Below are 17,688 nucleotides of genomic sequence, written 5' to 3'. Positions count from 1 at the left end.
ATTGTCAGGAATTTCCCACAGGAGTACAAATGTACTCCATGACGACTCTCACTCCCCGCCGTTCCGCCATCCTGAACTTCATCCGCGAGCGTATCGCGCAGCAAGGTCAGCCCCCCAGCCTCGCCGAGATCGCCGAGGCCTTTGGTTTTGCTTCGCGCAGTGTGGCGCGCAAACACGTGCTGGCGCTGACCGAAGCCGGGTTTATCGAGGTCAACCCGAACCAGGCCCGGGGGATTCGCCTGCTCAATCAACCGGCGCGGCCTGAGTGGCTGGAGGTCCCGGTGCTGGGCCGCGTGGCCGCTGGCCTGCCCATCGGCGCCGACGCCGAAGTGCACACGCGGCTGATGCTCGACCCGGCGACCTTCGCCCGGGTCCCGGATTACCTGCTGCGGGTCCAGGGGGACTCGATGATCGAGGACGGCATTCTCGATGGCGATCTGGTGGGCGTGCGACGCAGTGCCGAGGCGCTGAACGGGCAGATCGTGGTCGCGCGCCTGGACGGCGAAGTCACCATCAAGCGTTTCGAGCGAGTGGGCCACAGTGTGCGCCTGTTGCCGCGCAACCCTGCCTATCAACCTATTGTGGTTCGTGCCGACCAGGACTTGGCCATCGAAGGCGTGTTCTGTGGCCTGGTGAGGCAAGGTTGATGGGCGCCGTGGTTGCGCTGGACTCGCTGTTCAATGGCGGGCGGGTGTGGAAGGGGCGGCCGGCTGCGCCGCCGGCCAGTGTGCACCCCACCGGGCTGGCGGCCCTGGATGCGGTGTTGCCCAGCGGTGGCTGGCCGGAGGCGGCCTTGAGTGAAATCCTTGTGGCCCAGCAGGGGGTGGGCGAGCTGCGACTGGTCTGGCCAACCCTGGCGCGGCTGTCGGCGGCCGGCGAGCGGATTGTGCTGGTGGCGCCGCCGTATACCCCATACCCCCACGCCTGGCAGAACGCCGGGGTGGACCTGCGCCAGCTCTCGGTGATCCAGGCCGATGAACGCGATGCCTTGTGGGCGGCCGAGCAATGCCTGCGCTCCGGCAGTTGCGGCGCGGTGCTGTGCTGGCCGCACAAGGCCGATGACCGGGCCTTGCGCCGTTTGCAGGTGGCCGCCGAAACCGGCCAGACCCTGGCGTTTGCCTGGCGGGCCCTGAGCGAGGCGATCAACCCGTCACCGGCCGCCCTGCGCCTGGCCGTCGAACCGAGCCAGGTGCGGGTGCTCAAGTGTCGGGGCGGCCTCGCCCATCCCGCGCCGATTGCCCTGGCCAGCGGGCACTGAGGTTGGTATGCGCTGGGTGTGCATTGTCTTCCCGCAATTGGCGTTGGACGGGGTCTTGCGTCAGCGTCCCGAACCCGACCAACCCTTGGCGTTGTTGGCCGGCCCGCCGCAACGCCGGGTGCTGCAAACCGTCAATGCCGCCGCACGTGCCCTGGGCTTGCGGCCCGGCCAATCCCTGACGGCGGCCCATGCCCTGACCAAGGCTTTTACCTGCGTCGAATACGACCCGGTGGATATCGAGCGCTGCCAGCAATTGCTCGCGGCCTGGGCCTACCGTTTCAGTTCCCAGGTCAGCGTGTTCTATCCGCGGGCCTTGCTGTTTGAAATCGAATCGAGCCTGGGCCTGTTCGGGCCGTGGCCGCTGCTGGAAGCACGCTTGCGCGAGGAACTGACCGCCCTGGGTTTTCGCCACCGTATCGTCGCCGCCCCCAACCCGGCCGCTGCGCGGGTGTTGGCCAATGCCTACGATGGCCTGGCGGTGGCCGATCTCGAGGGTTTACAGCACGCCCTTGGGTCGATGCCGATTGATCGCGTCGGCCTCGACCCGCAAGCCGCCACGGCCTTGTCGCGCATGGGCCTGCGGACCCTGGCCCAGGTGCAGGCGTTGCCCCGGCATACCCTGGCCAGGCGCTTCGACGCGGGGGTGCTCAAGCACCTGGATGCCTTGACCGGGCAACGGCCACTGGCCCTGGATTTTTATCAGCCGCCGGATCGTTTTGATCTGCGCATCGAGTTGAATTTCGATGTGCAGTCCCACCAGGCGCTGCTGTTTCCCTTGCGGCGCCTGACCGGCGACCTTGCGGCGTTCCTTTGTGGTCGCGACAGTGGCGTGCAGCGTTTTGCCCTGCACCTGGAACATGCCGAGGCGCCCGACAGCGTGATCCAGGTTGGCCTGCTCAGTGCCGAGCGCGAACCCTCGATGCTGTTTGAACTGGCCCGTGGCCGCCTGGAGCAGGTGCAAGTGGCGGCGCCGGTGCGTGGCCTGCGCCTGCTGGCCGAAGACTTGCCGGTGTTTGTACCGCAGCGCCAGGACCTGTTCGACGAGCGCCCGCAGCAAACCCTGCCCTGGGTGCAATTGCGCGAACGTCTGCGCGCGCGCCTGGGGGATGAGGCGGTGCAGGGCTTGCGCTTCCATGCCGACCATCGTCCCGAGTGCGCCTGGCTGCCGGGCGCCGACAGCCGTGCCTGCCCGGCCTTGAGCCCGGTGCAACGCCCTGGCTGGCTGCTCCATGAACCGACTCTGCTCGCCGAGCAGGGCCTGCAGATCCTGCTGGGCCCGGAGCGCATCGAGTCCGGCTGGTGGGATGGCGCGGATATCCGCCGCGATTACTACCTGGTGCGCACTCGCAGCGGGCAGCAAGGCTGGGCCTATCGCACCGTGGGTGACAGCGCCGGGCTGTGGCTGCAAGGCTGGTTTGCATGATGGAGGGCTACGCCGAGCTGCACTGCCTGTCGAACTTCACCTTCCAGCGCGGCGCGTCCAGTGCCCGCGAGTTGTTCGAGCGCGCCAAACAGCAGGGGTATCAGGCCCTGGCAATCACCGACGAATGCACCCTGGCCGGCATCGTGCGGGCCTGGCAGGCGGCCAAGGAGGTTGGGCTGGGGTTGATCGTCGGCAGTGAGGTGCGCCTGGAAAACGGCCCGAAACTGGTGCTGCTGGTGGAGGACCTGCAGGGCTACCAACACCTGTGCCGACTGATCACCCTGGCCCGGCGCCGTGCCGCAAAAGGCCAGTACCGCCTGTTACGCGAAGACTTTGCCGAGCCGCTGCCGGGGCTGCTGGTGCTGTGGCTGGCCGAGGAGGGCGACACCCCTGCCGACGGCCAATGGTTGTGCGAAACCTTCAGCGGGCGGCTATGGCTGGCGGTAGAGCTGCATTGCGCCCAGGACGATGCCCACCGCCTGGCGCAACGCCTGCAACTGGCCGCCAGCCTGCACCTGCCGGCCGTGGCCTGTGGCGATGTGCATATGCATGTGCGCAGCCGGCGCGCCTTGCAGGACACCATGACCGCGATCCGCCACCACCTGCCGGTGGCGCAAGCCGGCCAGCGCCTGCACCCCAATGGTGAGCGGCACCTGCGCAGCCTGGAGGCCCTGGGTGCGCTGTATCCGGCGCACTTGCTCGAAGAATCGCTGCACATCGCCCGCCGTTGCAGCTTCGACCTGAGCCAGTTGCGCTATCAATACCCCAGGGAGCTGGTGCCAGAAGGGCAGAGCCCAAAATCCTGGCTGCGTGCCTTGACCGAAGAAGGCATTGCCCGGCGCTGGCCCGAGGGGGTAGCAGCCAAGACTCTGGAGCAGATCAATAATGAGCTGGAGTTGATCAGCGAGCTGGGCTACGAAAGCTACTTTTTGACGGTGCACGACATCGTGCGCTTCGCCCGCAGCCGTTCGATCCTCTGCCAGGGCCGTGGCTCGGCGGCCAACTCGGCAGTGTGCTTTGCCCTGGGTATCACCGAAATCGACCCCAGCCGCATGAACATGCTGTTCGAGCGCTTCCTGTCCCGGGAACGCAACGAGCCACCGGACATCGACGTGGATTTCGAACACGAGCGTCGTGAAGAGGTGCTGCAATACGTGTTCCAGCGCTATGGCCGGCGCCGCGCGGCCTTGACCGCAGTGGTCAGCAGCTACCACGGTGCCGGCGCGGTGCGTGATGTGGCCAAGGCCCTGGGCCTGCCACCGGATCAGGTCAATGCCCTGGCCGATTGCTGTGGGCGCTGGAGCGATGAAGCGCCGCCATTGGAGCGCCTGCGCGAAGGCGGTTTCGACCCGGACAGCCCGGTATTGCGGCGGGTGTTGGGCCTGACCCAGCAACTGATCGGCTTCCCGCGTCACCTGTCCCAGCACCCCGGCGGTTTCGTGATTTCCGAGCAGCCGCTGGACACCCTGGTGCCCGTGGAAAACGCCGCCATGGCCGAGCGCACCATCATCCAGTGGGACAAGGACGACCTGGACGCCGTGGGCCTGCTCAAGGTGGATATCCTCGCCCTCGGTATGCTCAGCGCGATCCGCCGCTGTTTTGACCTGCTGCGCCGCCATCGTCACCTCGACCTGACGCTGGCGACGGTGCCCTCGGAGGATGCGGCGACCTACGCAATGATCAGCCGCGCCGACACCATTGGCGTGTTCCAGATCGAGTCCCGGGCGCAAATGTCCATGCTGCCCCGACTCAAACCCAAGACGTTCTATGACTTGGTGATCGAGGTGGCCATCGTGCGCCCCGGGCCGATCCAGGGCGGCATGGTGCATCCGTACCTGCGCCGGCGGAACAAGGAAGAGCCCACGACCTATCCATCGCCCGAGCTGGAGGCGGTACTCAAGCGCACCCTGGGTATCCCGCTGTTCCAGGAGCAAGTGATGCAGATCGCCATTGTCGCGGCGCACTACACACCCGGCGAAGCTGACCAGTTGCGCCGCTCGATGGCCGCCTGGAAGCGCCATGGCGGTCTGGAGCCCCATCGCCAGCGGCTGCGCGACGGCATGCTCAAGAACGGCTACAGCGAGACCTTCGCCGCCCAGGTGTTCGAGCAGATCAAGGGCTTTGGCAGCTATGGTTTTCCTGAGTCCCATGCGGCCAGTTTCGCCTTGCTGACCTATGCCAGTTGCTGGCTCAAATGCCATGAACCGGCGGCGTTCGCCTGTGCCCTGATCAACAGCTGGCCCATGGGCTTCTACAGCCCGGATCAGATCCTGCAGGATGCGCGTCGCCATCATTTGCAGATTCGCCCGGTGGACGTGACCGCCAGTGACTGGGATTGCAGCCTGGAACCCGTTGACGGCCAGCAGCCGGCGATTCGCATGGGCTTGCGCATGATCAGCGGCTTTCGCGAAGAGGATGGCCGGCGTATCGAAACCGCCCGCCAGGCCGCTGGATTTTGCGGGATCGCCGACCTGGGCGAGCGCGCCCAGCTGGACAGCCGTGCCCAGGAACTGCTGGCCGATGCCGGGGCCTTGCGCCAGTTGGCCGGGCACCGGCACCGGGCACGCTGGGACGTGGCCGGGGTGGAGCAACAGTTGGGGTTGTTTGCCGGGGTGTCGAGCCCGCAGGAGGAGGGGGTGCAACTACCGGCTCCCTGTGTCGGTGAGGACCTGTATGCCGACTATGCCAGTGTGGGCACCACCCTGGGGCCCCATCCCCTGGCGCTGTTGCGTGATCAACTGCGTGCGCGGCGCTGCCGCAGTTCACAGGAATTGCAGGCGGTGGAGCACGGACGCAATGTCAGCGTTGCCGGCCTGGTCACCGGGCGCCAGCGCCCGGGCACGGCCAGTGGCGTGACCTTCGTGACCCTGGAAGATGAGTTTGGCAACCTCAACGTGGTGGTCTGGCGTGAGCTGGCCGAGCGTCAGCGCCAGGTGCTGGTGGGCTCACGGCTGCTCAAGGTGGATGGGCGCTGGGAGGCGGTGGGCGAAGTCCGCCATTTGATCGCCGGCCGCTTGAGCGACCTGACGCCGCTGTTGGCGGGGATCAGCGTGCGTAGCCGGGATTTCCACTGACGGGTAGGGCGCACCGACCTAATCGTCCCTCCTGTGGGAGCCGGCTCCTGCAATGGTTCTTCTACACAGTGAAACCATCGCGCCCGGCTATGCTCCAACATTGGCGACTGTCCTCTCTCTGCACTGAGCTGATCCATGCAATTTCTATCCAATACCTACGGCTGTGACGGTTGGGGCGGTGAAATGGCCCAAAGGATTCGTGCCTTTGACTGGTCCACCACTGACCTGGGCCCCATTGACACCTGGTCCACCAGCCTGACCTGCGCGGTGCAGATGCTCCTCGCTTCGCCAGTGCCGATGGTGATGCTCTGGGGCCGCGCCGGGTACATGATCTACAACGACAGCTATTCGGTGTTTGCCGGCGGGCGCCACCCGTTTCTGCTGGGGGTGCCGGTCGAGCAGGGCTGGCCGGAAGTGGCCGAGTTCAACCGGCATGTCATGGACACCTGCCTGGCCGGTGGCACCTTGTCCTATCGCAACAAGGCCTTGATGCTGCTGCGCAATGGCCGCCCCGAGGATTTGTGGCTGGACCTCTATTACAGCCCGGTGGCCGGCGACGACCAGCATCCGGCCGGCGTGTTGGCGATCGTTGTGGAAACCACCGAGCATGTGCTGTCCGAGCGTTTGCGCCAGGAAGCCGAGGGGGCTTACCGGGTGGCGGACGAACGCTTGCAACTGGCCCTCAATGCCGGGGCGTTGCTGGGGTCGTTTGTGTGGGATGTGCTGCCGGATCGCCTCTCGGGCGACGAGCGTTTCGCCCGTACCCTGGGCCTGTCCATGGACGACGTGGAGCGGGGTGTTTCCATTGCAGTCGCCACCCAGGCCATCCACCCCGACGACCTGGCGCGGGTCAACCGCCTGATTGCCCAGACCCTGGCGACGGGTGGGCCATATAACGTCGAGTTTCGCGTGCGACGCCCGGACGCCAGCTATCTGTGGGTACTGGCCAGCGGGCGTTGCGAGCTGGACGCGGGCGGCCAGCCGTTGCGCTTTCCCGGGGTGATCATTGATATCCATGTGCGCAAGATCGCTGAAGAGTCTCTGCTCAAGCTCACCCATAACCTGGAGCAGCGCGTCGCCGCCGAAGTCCAGGCGCGCTCGGCCGCCGAGGAGCAGTTACGCCAGTCGCAAAAGCTCGAGGCCATTGGCGGGCTGACGGGGGGCGTGGCCCATGACTTCAATAATCTGCTGCAGGTGATTGCCGGCAACCTGCACCTGCTGGCCCGCCATGAGCGCGATAACGCCCAGGTCCAACGGCGCGTCGGTGCTGCCCTGGCGGCCGTCGAGCGCGGTGCCAAGCTGTCCTCGCAACTGCTGGCCTTTGCCCGGCGCCAGCCACTGTCACCGGCGGTGTTCAACCCGCGGCGCATTTATGAAGGCCTGGGTGAGTTGCTGCAGCGGGCCCTGGGGGAAACCATCCAGATTGATGTGCAGTTGCCGCAAGACCCGTGGTGCATCCATGTCGATCGCAATCAACTGGAAAACGCCGTGCTCAACCTGGCGATCAACGCCCGGGATGCGATGAAGGGCGAGGGGGTGATCCGCATCACCGGTGAAAACATCACGTTGTCGCCCGAAGATGGCCGCCGCAACGGGATTGCCCCCGGCGAATATGTGCGCCTGTCGGTCAGCGACACGGGGGCCGGCATGTCGCCGGCGGTGCTGCAGCGGGTCTTCGAACCGTTCTTTACCACCAAGCCTGACGGTCACGGCACTGGCCTGGGCTTGAGCATGGTGTTTGGCTTCGTCAAGCAAAGTGGCGGGCATGTGCAGATCAGCAGCGAGCCAGGCCAGGGCACCCTGGTGCAGATGTACTTCCCCCACAGCCTTGAGCCGGAAAGCCAGGAAGCGCCCGACCAGGTGGAGCAGCAGGAAGGCGGCCGGGAAACCATCCTGGTGGTGGAGGACAACGAAGGCGTCCGCGGCGCCGCGGTGGAACTGCTGCAACAGGCCGGCTACACGGTACTCACTGCCACCGATGGCGATGACGCCATGCTGATGCTGCGCACCGGCTTGCGGCCGGACCTGATCTTCACCGATGTGGTCATGCCGGGGCGGATCAAAAGTACCGACCTGGCCACCTGGGCCAAGGCGCAACAGCCGCCCATTGCAGTACTGTTCACCTCCGGGCATACCCGTGACATTCTTTCCAGCGACCACCTGCTGGGCAACGACATTCATCTGCTGGGCAAGCCCTACAGCCCCGAGGAACTGGCGCGACAGGTACGCTCGGTATTGACCACGCAGGTGAGCTACTGCGATTGAACGTTTACCCCTGTTGCCGGATCCACCCCTGGACCGCTGACTCTTATAAGGTTGACCATGACTTCATCGCGCCACTTGCCGCCTGCCACTGATCTTCTGGCCGCGCGCCCCGGTTTTGTCCGGGTGCGCGGCGCCCGGGAACATAACCTGCGCAATGTCGATGTGGACATCCCACGGGATGCCCTGGTGGTGTTCACCGGGGTGTCGGGGTCGGGCAAATCATCCCTGGCGTTTTCCACGTTGTACGCCGAGGCGCAGCGGCGTTACTTCGAGTCGGTCGCGCCTTATGCCCGGCGCCTGATTGACCAGGTGGGCGTGCCGGATGTGGACTCCATCGAGGGGCTGCCGCCGGCCGTGGCCCTGCAACAGCAGCGGGGCACGCCGAGCACGCGCTCGTCGGTGGGCAGCGTGACCACCTTGTCCAGCCTGATCCGCATGCTCTATTCCCGTGCCGGCAGTTATCCGCCGGGGCAGCCGATGCTGTATGCCGAAGACTTCTCGCCGAACCTACCCCAGGGCGCCTGCCCGCAGTGCCACGGCCTGGGCCGCGTGTATGAAGTGACCGAGGCACTGATGGTGCCCGATCCGTCCCTGACCATCCGCCAGCGGGCGGTCGCCGCCTGGCCGCTGGCCTGGCAGGGGCAAAACCTGCGGGACATCCTTGTGACCCTGGGTTACGACGTCGATATCCCCTGGCGCGAGCTGCCGAAAAAACAGCGCGACTGGATCCTCTTCACCGAGGACACGCCCACGGTGCCGGTGTATGCCGGCTTGACCCCGGAGCAGACCCGCGAGGCCCTCAAGCGCAAACTCGAACCCAGCTACCAGGGTACTTTCAGCGGCGCCCGTCGCTACATTCTGCATACCTTCACCCACACCCAGAGCGCGCTGATGAAAAAGCGTGTCGCGCAATTTATGCAAGGCAGCCCGTGCCCCTTGTGCGAGGGCAAGCGCCTGACCAAGGCCGCGTTGTCGGTGAAGTTTGCCGGGGTGGATATTGGCGAGCTGTCGCAACTGACATTGTTGCAACTGGCGCAGCTCCTGCGCCCGGTGGCCGAGGGCAAGGGTCGGGTAAAACTCTCGGTGGAAAAACGCCTGGCCGCCCAGCGCATCGCCCAGGATTTGCTGGAGCGGGTCAGCACCCTGACCGACCTGGGCCTGGGCTATCTGTCCCTGGAGCGCAGCACGCCAACCCTGTCCTCTGGCGAGCTGCAGCGCCTGCGCCTGGCGACGCAACTGGGCTCGCAGCTGTTCGGCGTGATCTATGTGCTGGACGAACCGTCGGCCGGCTTGCATCCGGCGGATGGCGAAGCCCTGTTCACGGCGTTGGAGCGCCTGAAAGCCGCCGGCAACTCACTGTTTGTGGTGGAGCACGACCTGGAAACCATGCGCCGTGCCGACTGGTTGATCGACGTCGGCCCGGCGGCGGGCGAGCAGGGCGGCCAGGTGCTGTACAGCGGCCCACCGGCAGGCCTGGCACAGATTGCAGCGTCACAGACCCGCGAATACCTGTTTGCCGAGCCGCGCCCGCTGAACACCTCGCGCCGTGCGCCGAGCGGCTGGCTCAGCCTGGAAGGGGTCAGCCGCAATAACCTCGACGAGGTGAGCGTGGACTTTCCCCTGGGCTGTTTTACTGCTGTGACGGGGATTTCCGGCTCGGGTAAATCCAGCCTGGTCAGCCAGGCCCTGCTGGACCTGGTGGGTGAGGGGCTGGGTCGGGTGGTGGTCAGCGACGACGAGCCCGACCTCGAAGACCCGGCGCCGCAAACCAGCAGTGGCCGCATCCGCGCGGGCCTGGAGCAGATCCGCCGCCTGGTGCAGGTGGACCAGAAGCCCATCGGCCGCACCCCGCGCTCCAACCTCGCGACCTACACTGGCCTGTTCGATAACGTGCGCAAGCTGTTCGCCGCTACCCCTGCGGCGAAAAAACACCACTACGATGCCGGGCAGTTCTCCTTCAACGTCGCCAAGGGTCGTTGCCCGAAGTGCGAGGGTGAGGGTTTTGTCAGCGTCGAATTGTTGTTTATGCCCAGCGTCTACGCACCTTGCCCGACCTGTCACGGCGCGCGCTACAACCCCCAGACCCTGGCGATTACCTGGCGGGGCCTGAACATTGCCCAGGTGCTGGGCTTGACCGTTGAGCAGGCGGTGGACGTCTTCGCCGAACAACCCAGCGTGCTGCGCGCGTTGCGGGTCCTGCGCGACATCGGCCTGGGCTACCTGCGCCTGGGCCAGCCGGCCACCGAGCTGTCCGGTGGCGAGGCCCAGCGGATCAAACTGGCCACCGAACTGCAACGTACCGCACGGGGCGCAACCCTGTATGTCCTCGACGAGCCCACCACCGGCCTGCACCCCCGTGATGTCGACCGCCTGCTGCTGCAACTCAACCACCTGGTGGATGCCGGTCACACAGTGATTGTGGTCGAACACGAAATGCGCGTGGTGGCTCAGAGCGACTGGGTCATCGACATCGGCCCAGGCGCCGGCGACCAGGGCGGCAACGTCGTCGCCAGCGGCACGCCCCAGCACCTCGCCCAGAACCAAACCAGCCGCACTGCCCCCTTCCTCGCACGCGAGCTGGGGCAAGGGAATTGACCTTGGGCATGACAAGAGGCCCCTGGATGGGCTAGCTTCAAGGTGGACCAGTCATTGATTAACTTGCGGAGGTACTTCATGCCAGTGAAACATGATCTTTATCAGGATTTGGGGTTGAGCAAGGAGGATGTCCAGCAGCGTCGGGCAAGCCACCATCGGTTGGATGTATTGCTCACCCAGTATGACGTTGCCGACAAGGAGGTGCTGGAGGCTGAATCTGCAAGTGCCAATGACGATGATGTGGAGAACCTGAAGAAGAAACGCCTGTTGATCAAAGATAAAATCGTCGAACAACTGGAGCAGACCAAGGGGCATTAGCCAACGCTGGGGGAGGGGTCCATATTTGTTCAGAATTGCCCCAAGGACAACAACCCCGCCACTGCCTATTATCCCAACCGTTCGCCCGACCCTGGGGCACGTTGACTGCGCATGGAATGCGTTGTGGTGTCGGGCGAACTCTTTTTCTAGGTGCGCAGCACCTGCAGGCAGGCGTCGATCGAGCGCTGCTGGGTGTCTGCATACAGCTGCAACTCATCAAGGGTCTGGCGGCCCAGGGCCTGTTCAAACTCAGCCTGGTTGGCGTTGGCCGCGTAGTGACTCTGCGCCGCATCGCCCAGGTTCGACTGGAAAATCCCCGCCGCGCTGACCGGCAGAAAATCTTCATACACCAACGGTTCGATATCGACGTAACCCGCCTCGATCAACGCGTCCAGACTCTGTGGCGCGTCCTTCTCGGCGGCACGGCCCTTGTCGGTCACTCGGTAGCGAAAGTACGCCAAACCTTGCTCGCGCATGGCCCGATGGTTATCCGGGAAGGCCTGGAAGTGCTGTGCCATCAGTTCGGTATAGCGCTGGGCGTTGGCTTCATTGGGAAAGGCACCCAGTTCGTCCCGCGCGGCGTTGAGCAGTTGGTCATAAAGCGCCCGGCCCTTGGGCGTCAGGGCCACGCCACGTTGTTCGATTTCGCCAAAGCGTGCGCTGTGGCTGCCCCTGGCATCGGTAAAGGCAATGGCTTCGTCGAGGGCCTTGAAACTGGTCTGGCGCAGCAGGATCGGGCATTGGCGGCGGGGTGGGCCTTCGATCACGGCTTTGGGGGTGATGCCTTTGCCGGGCATGTCGGCTTGTACGCGGTCGATGTCCAGGGTGCGTGGGGTCAGGTGATTGATATGCGGGCCCTTGAAGGCCACCACGTCGGCAATCAGCCGGTGCTGGTCGCTGAGTTGCTGGTACTGGGCCGCGCTGACCGTGGAGGTGTGGTGCCAGCGAAAGGTTTCCAGGGCTTGCTGGATAAAGGCCTGGGCATCGCTGGCATTCAGGCCGCCGTCGGCTTCGGCCTGTTCGATCAGGGCCAGGGCCCGTGGGGTGAAGATGGAGCGCTTGGCCAGGGCTGATTCGGCAAAGGCTCGCAGTTCAAGGTTTTCGATCAGCTCCAGGCGCAGCAGCGAGGTGAAGACCCGGAACGGGCTGGTCTGCAAGGCGCTTTCATGCACGGCGCGAAAGGCCGTGGAATGCACCGGCACGCCGGCCGGGGTGAGGTCGTAGTAACCCACCGGGTGCATGCCCATTACTGCAAACAGGCGGCTGATGGTTGCCAGCTCATAGGCGCTGCCCAGGCGGATGGCGCCGTGGCGCTCCATGTCCAGGCGCTGGATTTCGCCAGTGTGCTGCAGTTGCTGCGCCAGGTCTGGATCGCTCGCCAGCACCCGGGCATTGGTTTCGGCCACCAACTCCAGCAGCGCGCCATACAGCGGCACTTCCTCGCGGTACATGTCGGACATGGCCTTGGAGAAGTCTTTGCGGATGGCATCGGGGCTGATAAAGCGCGGGGTAGGCATAGAAAAATTCCTGGCTGCGGTAACGGTGGTGTGGGCCGTAAGCCAGATTTTGTTGGGCGCTGCCCGAGGGCGCAAACGAAGATTCCTCTGGACTTCATTCTGCAAATGAATGAGCGCCACAGGCACACACAAAAATCCCGCCTGGGTAGGCGGGATTGGTCAACCCAGGTTGCCCTGGATCAGGCCGGGAACAGTTCGCTCAGTTTCATCGCCAGCATCATGTCGCCTTCGGCGCGCAGTTTGCCGCCCATGAAGGCCTGCATGCCGTCGGTTTCGCCGCTGACGATACCTTTCATGGTTTCAGCGTCCATCACCAGAGTCACCTGGGCGTCAGGGTTCACGCCTTCTTGCAGTTCGCAGGTGTTGTCCTTGACGATCAGGGAGAAGTTCTGGCTCTCGTCGATACGGAAACCGAACACCAGGTCCAGGCCGTCGGCAGCGGCTGGGTTGAATTTGGCTTTCATTGCTTCTACGGCTTTAGCTACGTCAGTCATGGTTCGATCCTTTTATGGGTGGTGCCAGTGACCTTGGGGTCACGGTTGGCCGCAATTCATCGGAAGGTGATGAGCTGCGGCGCCTTCAACAGTTGCAAGTGGGTATGGCTGTTGAAGGAAGCCAGTGCCACTTCGCGTCCACGGAACTTCAAGTGGTTGAGCGAAGTGTTGACAATCTGCCAGTTCAGCTCGAAAGCCTGGGTGGCAGGTATGCGGGTAATCAGGTGGAGCAGGGCGGTGATGGTGCCGCCAGAAGTAAATACGGCGATCTTGTGGGAACTGTCGGCAGTCTCCAGCAGGCGCAGCAGGCCACCCTGGACGCGCTCGACAAACCCCAGCCAGCTTTCCAGGCCGGGGGTGTCGTAGGTGCCGCTCAGCCAGCGTTCGATGATCAGGGCGAAGATACGCTGGAACTCGCCACGGTTTTGCTGGGCGTTGCGCAGGATATCCAGGGCTTCGGGCTCGCTGTCGAGCAGGTCCGGCAGCAGGGCGCGGATGATCGCGTCGGCGTCGAATTCGTTGAAGGCACTGTCGATTTCCAGGGGCGGCACCGGCAAGCCCAGGGCGCCGATGGACTCGAGCGTGGCATTGGCCGTGTGCTGCTGGCGCCGCAGGTCGCCCGACACACAGCGGTCGAACGTCAGGCCCAGGTCTGCCAGATGGCTGCCCAGTATCTGCGCCTGCTGCACACCCACGGGCGACAGGACATCATAGTCGTCTGCACCGAAGGAGGCCTGGCCATGTCGAATCAAATAGATGCTGCCCACGTCCGTCACCCGGTACGTTGAAAGTCTGGCGAGGTTATGAGGATGCCGGGAAGCTGTCAATGAAAAAACATACGCTTGTTTTAAAAGCCCGTTAGAGGCCGATATCCGTGTGGGAGCTGTCGAGCCTTGGCGAGGCTGCGATGGCAGCGGCACTGTCAGCAGGGATGTTGCCTGGCCCACCGCTATCGCAGCCTCGCCAAGGCTCGACAGCTCCCACAGGGTTTAGCGGTGTTTGTTGGATCCTTTCACGAGCATGAGCCTTGAGAGGCCCGTTTCAAGGGGTTTCAGCTCTGGCTCACCGGCCGTCCCATCGGTATGCTGGGGCAATCGCGCCTGGCGCACCGTTTCTGTAAGGAGTCCCATGGAGTTTTTGGCTGAGTATGCAAGTTTTCTGGCTAAAACCGTCACGTTGGTCGTCGCCATCCTGGTGGTGCTGATCAGTTTTGCGGCGTTGCGCAGCAAGGGCCGGCGCAAGAATGCCGGGCAGTTGCAGGTCAGCAAGCTCAATGACTTTTACAAAGGCCTGCGCGAGCGCCTGGAGCAGACCCTGCTCGACAAGGATCAGCTCAAGGCCCTGCGCAAGTCCCAGGGCAAGGCCGAGAAAAAACAGAAGAAAACCCCCGAGGCCAAGCCACGGGTGTTTGTCCTGGATTTTGACGGGGACATCAAGGCGTCGGCCACCGACAGCCTGCGCCACGAAATCACTGCGCTGCTGAGCCTGGCCACGCCCAAGGACGAAGTGGTACTGCGCCTGGAAAGCGGCGGTGGCATGGTCCACAGCTATGGCCTGGCGTCCTCGCAATTGGCGCGGATCCGCGAGGCGGGTGTGCCGTTGACGGTGTGCATCGACAAGGTCGCGGCCAGCGGCGGCTACATGATGGCGTGCATCGGCGAGAAGATCATCAGCGCACCGTTTGCCATCCTCGGCTCGATTGGCGTGGTGGCCCAGTTGCCCAACGTCAACCGCCTGCTGAAAAAACACGATATCGACTTTGAAGTACTCACCGCTGGCGAGTACAAGCGCACCCTGACGGTGTTTGGCGAAAACACCGAGAAGGGCCGGGAGAAGTTCCAGGAAGACCTGGATATCACCCATCAACTGTTCAAGAACTTCGTGTCGCGCTATCGCCCGCAACTGGCGATTGATGAAGTGGCTACCGGCGAAGTCTGGTTGGGCGTCGCGGCGCTGGACAAGCAGTTGGTAGACGCGCTGCAGACCAGTGACGAATACCTGGCCACCAAGGCCAAGACCGCCGAGTTGTTCCACCTGCACTATGCCGAGCGTAAAAGCCTGCAGGAGCGGGTGGGCCTGGCGGCCAGCGGCTCGGTGGACCGGGTGCTGCTCACCTGGTGGAGCCGCCTGACTCAACAGCGTTTCTGGTAACTCACCCACCCTGTAGGCGCCGGCAAGCCGGCACCTACAGGGGATCGCGTCGATCCTGCAGCAGTGGAATCGGATGCCTCATCAGCAGGCCCACCACCAGCGCCCCCAGCAGCCCCAATAGCCCCGCCACCCACAACACCCTGGCAAACCCGCCGACAAACGCTTGCCACGCCAAGGGTTGCACCCATCCCTGCGCCGATTCCGGCAGCAGTGCCATGGCCGCTGGCATATCCCCGGCCACCACTCGCGAGGCAATCCCCGGTACCTGGGCCTGCCATTGCGTACCAAGGCTGGTTTGCAGCAGATACTCGCTATGACTGGCCAATAGCGCGCCATACACCCCAATCGCCAACATGATCGCGCTGAAACGCATCGTGGTGCTCATGCCCGATGCCATGCCCGCGCGGTCCCTTGGCACGCAGGCCATGATGTTTTTCTGGGTGTCGCCATTGAGCAGGCCGGCCCCGGCGCCAGTCACTGCAATCGCCAGGGCGAACGGCAGATAACCGCCGACATTCACCGCCCAGGCGCTGAGCAGGTTGCCGCTGCCCACCAGGGCCAGGCCGGTCGCCATCATGTTCGCGGGGGCGAAGCGGCTGGCCAGGCGTGCGCCGATCCGCGGGCAGATCAGCATGGTCAGGGCAAACGGCAACATCCCCAAGCCCGAGGCAATCGCGGAAAACCCCAGGCCGTTTTGCAGGTAGAACGGCAGCAGCGTCATCATCACCTGGGCACACCCGGCATAGGCAAACATCCCCAGCAAGGCCCCGATAAACCGTGGGTAATGGAACAGTTGCAGGTCCACCATGGGCCGGCGCTGCAAGCGCTCCACCCACACAAACAGGCCCAGCAGCAACGCGCCGCCGAGCAGCCGCGCATAGGTCAGCGGGTTGTCCCAGCCGATGCGATTGGCTTCGATCAGGCCCCAGATCAGGCACAGCAGGCTGGCGCTGAAGGTCAGGCTGCCCCAGGGGTCGAGGCGCGCCGATTGGCTGTCGCGCGATTCCGGGATGGCGTGCAGGACCAGTGCGAGCAAGGCCAGGCCCACCGGCAGGTTGAGGTAGAAAATCCAGCGCCAGCCCATGTAGTGGGTAATCAGGCCGCCAAGGGTCGGCGCGGCGGTCATCGCCACGCCCATGCAGGCGCCCCAGAATGCCCAGGCCTTGGCCCGTTCCAGGTCATCGTGAAAGGCATGGCCGATGGAGGCCAGGGCCGAGGTCAGCAGCAACGCTGCACCGACACCCTTCACGGCACGGGCGATATCCAGCAGCAGCACGCTGGGCGCGGCGCCACAGCCCAGGGAGGCGAGAATAAAAATCCCCAGGCCCCACACCAGGGTTTTCTTGCGGCCGAAGCGGTCGGCAATGCTCCCGGCTGGCAGCAGCAGGGCGGCGAACGCCAGCATATAGGCGCTGACTACCCATTCGATATCGGCGAAATTGGCGCCCAGGTCGCGAGCAATGGTCGGCAGGGTCACGGCGACGATGTTGGTGTCGAGGACAATCAACGAACAGACCCCGGAGGCGGTCAACAGGGTAAGGCGGGGGCTGACCCGGCTCATGGCAGGATTACCTGGCAGGCAACAGGCAAGACGGATTTGACGGGCATCAGGTGGACTCTCTACTGTGGGTGTTCTGTGAGCTTATCGTCGGCGCCCAGTGATTCTGTTAGCCGAGACGAAGCACATCATTACCTTTGAGCTAATCCTGCGATGGAAATACGTCATTTCCGCTACTTCCTGGCCGTTGCCCGGCACCGCAACTTCACGCGGGCCGCCGAGCAACTGGATATTGCCCCACCCACCTTGAGCCGACAGATCCAGGATATGGAGCGCGCCCTGGGTACCCGCCTGTTTATCCGGCGTCAGCGGGATGTCAGCCTGACCGAGGCGGGCAGCGCGTTGCTGGGTGAAGCTGAAGCCACCGTGCGCCAGTTCGAGTTCGCCCAGCGCAATGCCCAGCGCGCCGGGCGTGGCGAGATCGGCCATATCGAGTTGGGCTATGTGGCGTCGGCGGTGTATTCCGGCGTGTTGCAACGCCAGGTGCAGGGGTTTTGTGCGGAGTTTGCCGATGTCAGCCTCAGCGTGCGGGAAAGCCCCATGGCCTTGTTGCCGGGGCTGGTGGCCGAAGGGCGCTACGACATTGGCTACATTCGCTCACCCATGACCCTGCCCGACGGCGTGGAGGCGCTACGCCTGGGCAGTGAGGGTTTTGTCCTGGCGCTGCCACAGGGCTCGTGGCTGCTGGGCTTGAAGGCGATCACCTGCGAGCATTTGCAGAACGAGACCTTCATCCTGCCCGAGCAAATCAGCGGCACCTTGCAGGTGGCCGCGCAAGGCGGGTATGCCCCGCGCCTGGGGCCGCAGCCGGGAGGCCTGGTGGCGGTGATTGCCCTGGTGTCCCTGGGGCAGGGCGTGGCGGTGGTGCCGGAGTCGGTGGTGGGGCATGTCAGCTTGCCGGGTGTGCACTACCGCACCCTCCAGGGCAGCGATGCGTCGTCGTGGCTGTCGCTGATCTACCGGCGCTTTGAAAAAGCCCCGGCGGTGGCGCGGTATATCCAGCACATCAAACACAACCCCACCCCGTAGCAACTG

General features: G+C 64.4%; 13 protein-coding genes. 9 read left to right on the top strand and 4 right to left on the bottom strand.

What is annotated here, in order from left to right:
• The first annotated feature begins 29 nt into the window (after positions 1 to 29).
• From lexA to PSFL_RS10710, 7 genes are all read left to right on the top strand, one after another.
• A complete protein-coding gene (gene lexA, locus PSFL_RS10740; protein WP_057440807.1) occupies positions 30 to 647 on the top strand; it encodes a transcriptional repressor LexA in 618 nt (205 codons plus the stop codon).
• A complete protein-coding gene (gene imuA, locus PSFL_RS10735) occupies positions 647 to 1,258 on the top strand; it encodes a translesion DNA synthesis-associated protein ImuA (RefSeq protein ID WP_057959230.1) in 612 nt (203 codons plus the stop codon). The genes lexA and imuA overlap by 1 nt, the downstream gene beginning before the upstream one ends.
• Before the next feature lie 7 nt (positions 1,259 to 1,265).
• The gene (locus PSFL_RS10730; protein WP_115128454.1) at positions 1,266 to 2,681 is read left to right on the top strand and encodes a DNA polymerase Y family protein; all 1,416 of its coding nucleotides are present in this window, start codon (positions 1,266 to 1,268) and stop codon (positions 2,679 to 2,681) included.
• Positions 2,657 to 5,755: an error-prone DNA polymerase gene (locus tag PSFL_RS10725; protein WP_397469994.1), complete on the top strand. Its 3,099-nt coding sequence runs from the start codon at positions 2,657 to 2,659 to the stop codon at positions 5,753 to 5,755. The genes PSFL_RS10730 and PSFL_RS10725 overlap by 25 nt, the downstream gene beginning before the upstream one ends.
• A gap of 135 nt (positions 5,756 to 5,890) precedes the next feature.
• Positions 5,891 to 8,020 carry an ATP-binding protein gene (locus tag PSFL_RS10720; RefSeq protein WP_397469993.1) on the top strand — a complete coding sequence of 710 codons (2,130 nt, stop codon included), beginning with the start codon at positions 5,891 to 5,893 and terminating at the stop codon, positions 8,018 to 8,020.
• A gap of 57 nt (positions 8,021 to 8,077) precedes the next feature.
• A complete protein-coding gene (locus PSFL_RS10715; RefSeq protein WP_397469992.1) occupies positions 8,078 to 10,615 on the top strand; it encodes an excinuclease ABC subunit A in 2,538 nt (845 codons plus the stop codon).
• A 78-nt stretch (positions 10,616 to 10,693) separates the two neighbouring features.
• A complete protein-coding gene (locus PSFL_RS10710; protein ID WP_032857259.1) occupies positions 10,694 to 10,933 on the top strand; it encodes a DUF465 domain-containing protein in 240 nt (79 codons plus the stop codon).
• Between the two features lie 146 nt (positions 10,934 to 11,079).
• On the opposite strand, the gene PSFL_RS10705 is transcribed toward PSFL_RS10710, so the two are convergent.
• The 3 genes from PSFL_RS10705 to PSFL_RS10695 all read right to left on the bottom strand — a co-directional run bounded on the left by PSFL_RS10705 (position 11,080) and on the right by PSFL_RS10695 (position 13,711).
• Positions 11,080 to 12,450 (bottom strand): VOC family protein, encoded by a 1,371-nt coding sequence (locus PSFL_RS10705; RefSeq protein WP_397469991.1) that lies wholly within the window; start codon positions 12,448 to 12,450, stop codon positions 11,080 to 11,082.
• A 179-nt stretch (positions 12,451 to 12,629) separates the two neighbouring features.
• Positions 12,630 to 12,944: an SCP2 sterol-binding domain-containing protein gene (locus PSFL_RS10700; RefSeq protein WP_057440819.1), complete on the bottom strand. Its 315-nt coding sequence runs from the start codon at positions 12,942 to 12,944 to the stop codon at positions 12,630 to 12,632.
• Between the two features lie 56 nt (positions 12,945 to 13,000).
• A complete protein-coding gene (locus tag PSFL_RS10695) occupies positions 13,001 to 13,711 on the bottom strand; it encodes a histidine phosphatase family protein (protein WP_200659686.1) in 711 nt (236 codons plus the stop codon).
• Positions 13,712 to 14,072: 361 nt separating this feature from the next.
• Here PSFL_RS10695 and sohB point away from each other — a divergent pair, with 361 nt between their 5' ends.
• The gene (sohB, locus tag PSFL_RS10690) at positions 14,073 to 15,095 is read left to right on the top strand and encodes a protease SohB (RefSeq protein ID WP_057959237.1); all 1,023 of its coding nucleotides are present in this window, start codon (positions 14,073 to 14,075) and stop codon (positions 15,093 to 15,095) included.
• A gap of 34 nt (positions 15,096 to 15,129) precedes the next feature.
• On the opposite strand, the gene PSFL_RS10685 is transcribed toward sohB, so the two are convergent.
• Positions 15,130 to 16,656: an MFS transporter gene (locus PSFL_RS10685; RefSeq protein WP_397469990.1), complete on the bottom strand. Its 1,527-nt coding sequence runs from the start codon at positions 16,654 to 16,656 to the stop codon at positions 15,130 to 15,132.
• 150 nt (positions 16,657 to 16,806) lie between these two features.
• Between PSFL_RS10685 and PSFL_RS10680 the strand changes: the two genes are divergently transcribed.
• On the top strand, positions 16,807 to 17,682 hold the full coding sequence (locus PSFL_RS10680) for a LysR family transcriptional regulator (RefSeq protein ID WP_057959238.1): 876 nt from the start codon (positions 16,807 to 16,809) through the stop codon (positions 17,680 to 17,682).
• Positions 17,683 to 17,688 lie beyond the last annotated feature (6 nt).

Source organism: Pseudomonas sp. DD1 (assembly GCF_044510355.1).
Taxonomy (GTDB): Bacteria; Pseudomonadota; Gammaproteobacteria; order Pseudomonadales; family Pseudomonadaceae; genus Aquipseudomonas; species Aquipseudomonas shahriarae.
Note: the sequence above shows the minus strand (reverse complement) of the source record. Positions and strands in the feature narration are given on the sequence as shown.

Coding starts and splice junctions, on each gene's coding strand:
- PSFL_RS10705 (WP_397469991.1), bottom strand. CDS start 12,450: ATGCCTACCCCGCGCTTTATCAGCCCCGATGCCATCCGCAAAGACTTC.
- PSFL_RS10680 (WP_057959238.1), top strand. CDS start 16,807: ATGGAAATACGTCATTTCCGCTACTTCCTGGCCGTTGCCCGGCACCGC.
- PSFL_RS10710 (WP_032857259.1), top strand. CDS start 10,694: ATGCCAGTGAAACATGATCTTTATCAGGATTTGGGGTTGAGCAAGGAG.
- lexA (WP_057440807.1), top strand. CDS start 30: ATGTACTCCATGACGACTCTCACTCCCCGCCGTTCCGCCATCCTGAAC.
- PSFL_RS10730 (WP_115128454.1), top strand. CDS start 1,266: ATGCGCTGGGTGTGCATTGTCTTCCCGCAATTGGCGTTGGACGGGGTC.
- imuA (WP_057959230.1), top strand. CDS start 647: ATGGGCGCCGTGGTTGCGCTGGACTCGCTGTTCAATGGCGGGCGGGTG.
- PSFL_RS10715 (WP_397469992.1), top strand. CDS start 8,078: ATGACTTCATCGCGCCACTTGCCGCCTGCCACTGATCTTCTGGCCGCG.
- PSFL_RS10700 (WP_057440819.1), bottom strand. CDS start 12,944: ATGACTGACGTAGCTAAAGCCGTAGAAGCAATGAAAGCCAAATTCAAC.
- sohB (WP_057959237.1), top strand. CDS start 14,073: ATGGAGTTTTTGGCTGAGTATGCAAGTTTTCTGGCTAAAACCGTCACG.
- PSFL_RS10685 (WP_397469990.1), bottom strand. CDS start 16,656: ATGAGCCGGGTCAGCCCCCGCCTTACCCTGTTGACCGCCTCCGGGGTC.
- PSFL_RS10720 (WP_397469993.1), top strand. CDS start 5,891: ATGCAATTTCTATCCAATACCTACGGCTGTGACGGTTGGGGCGGTGAA.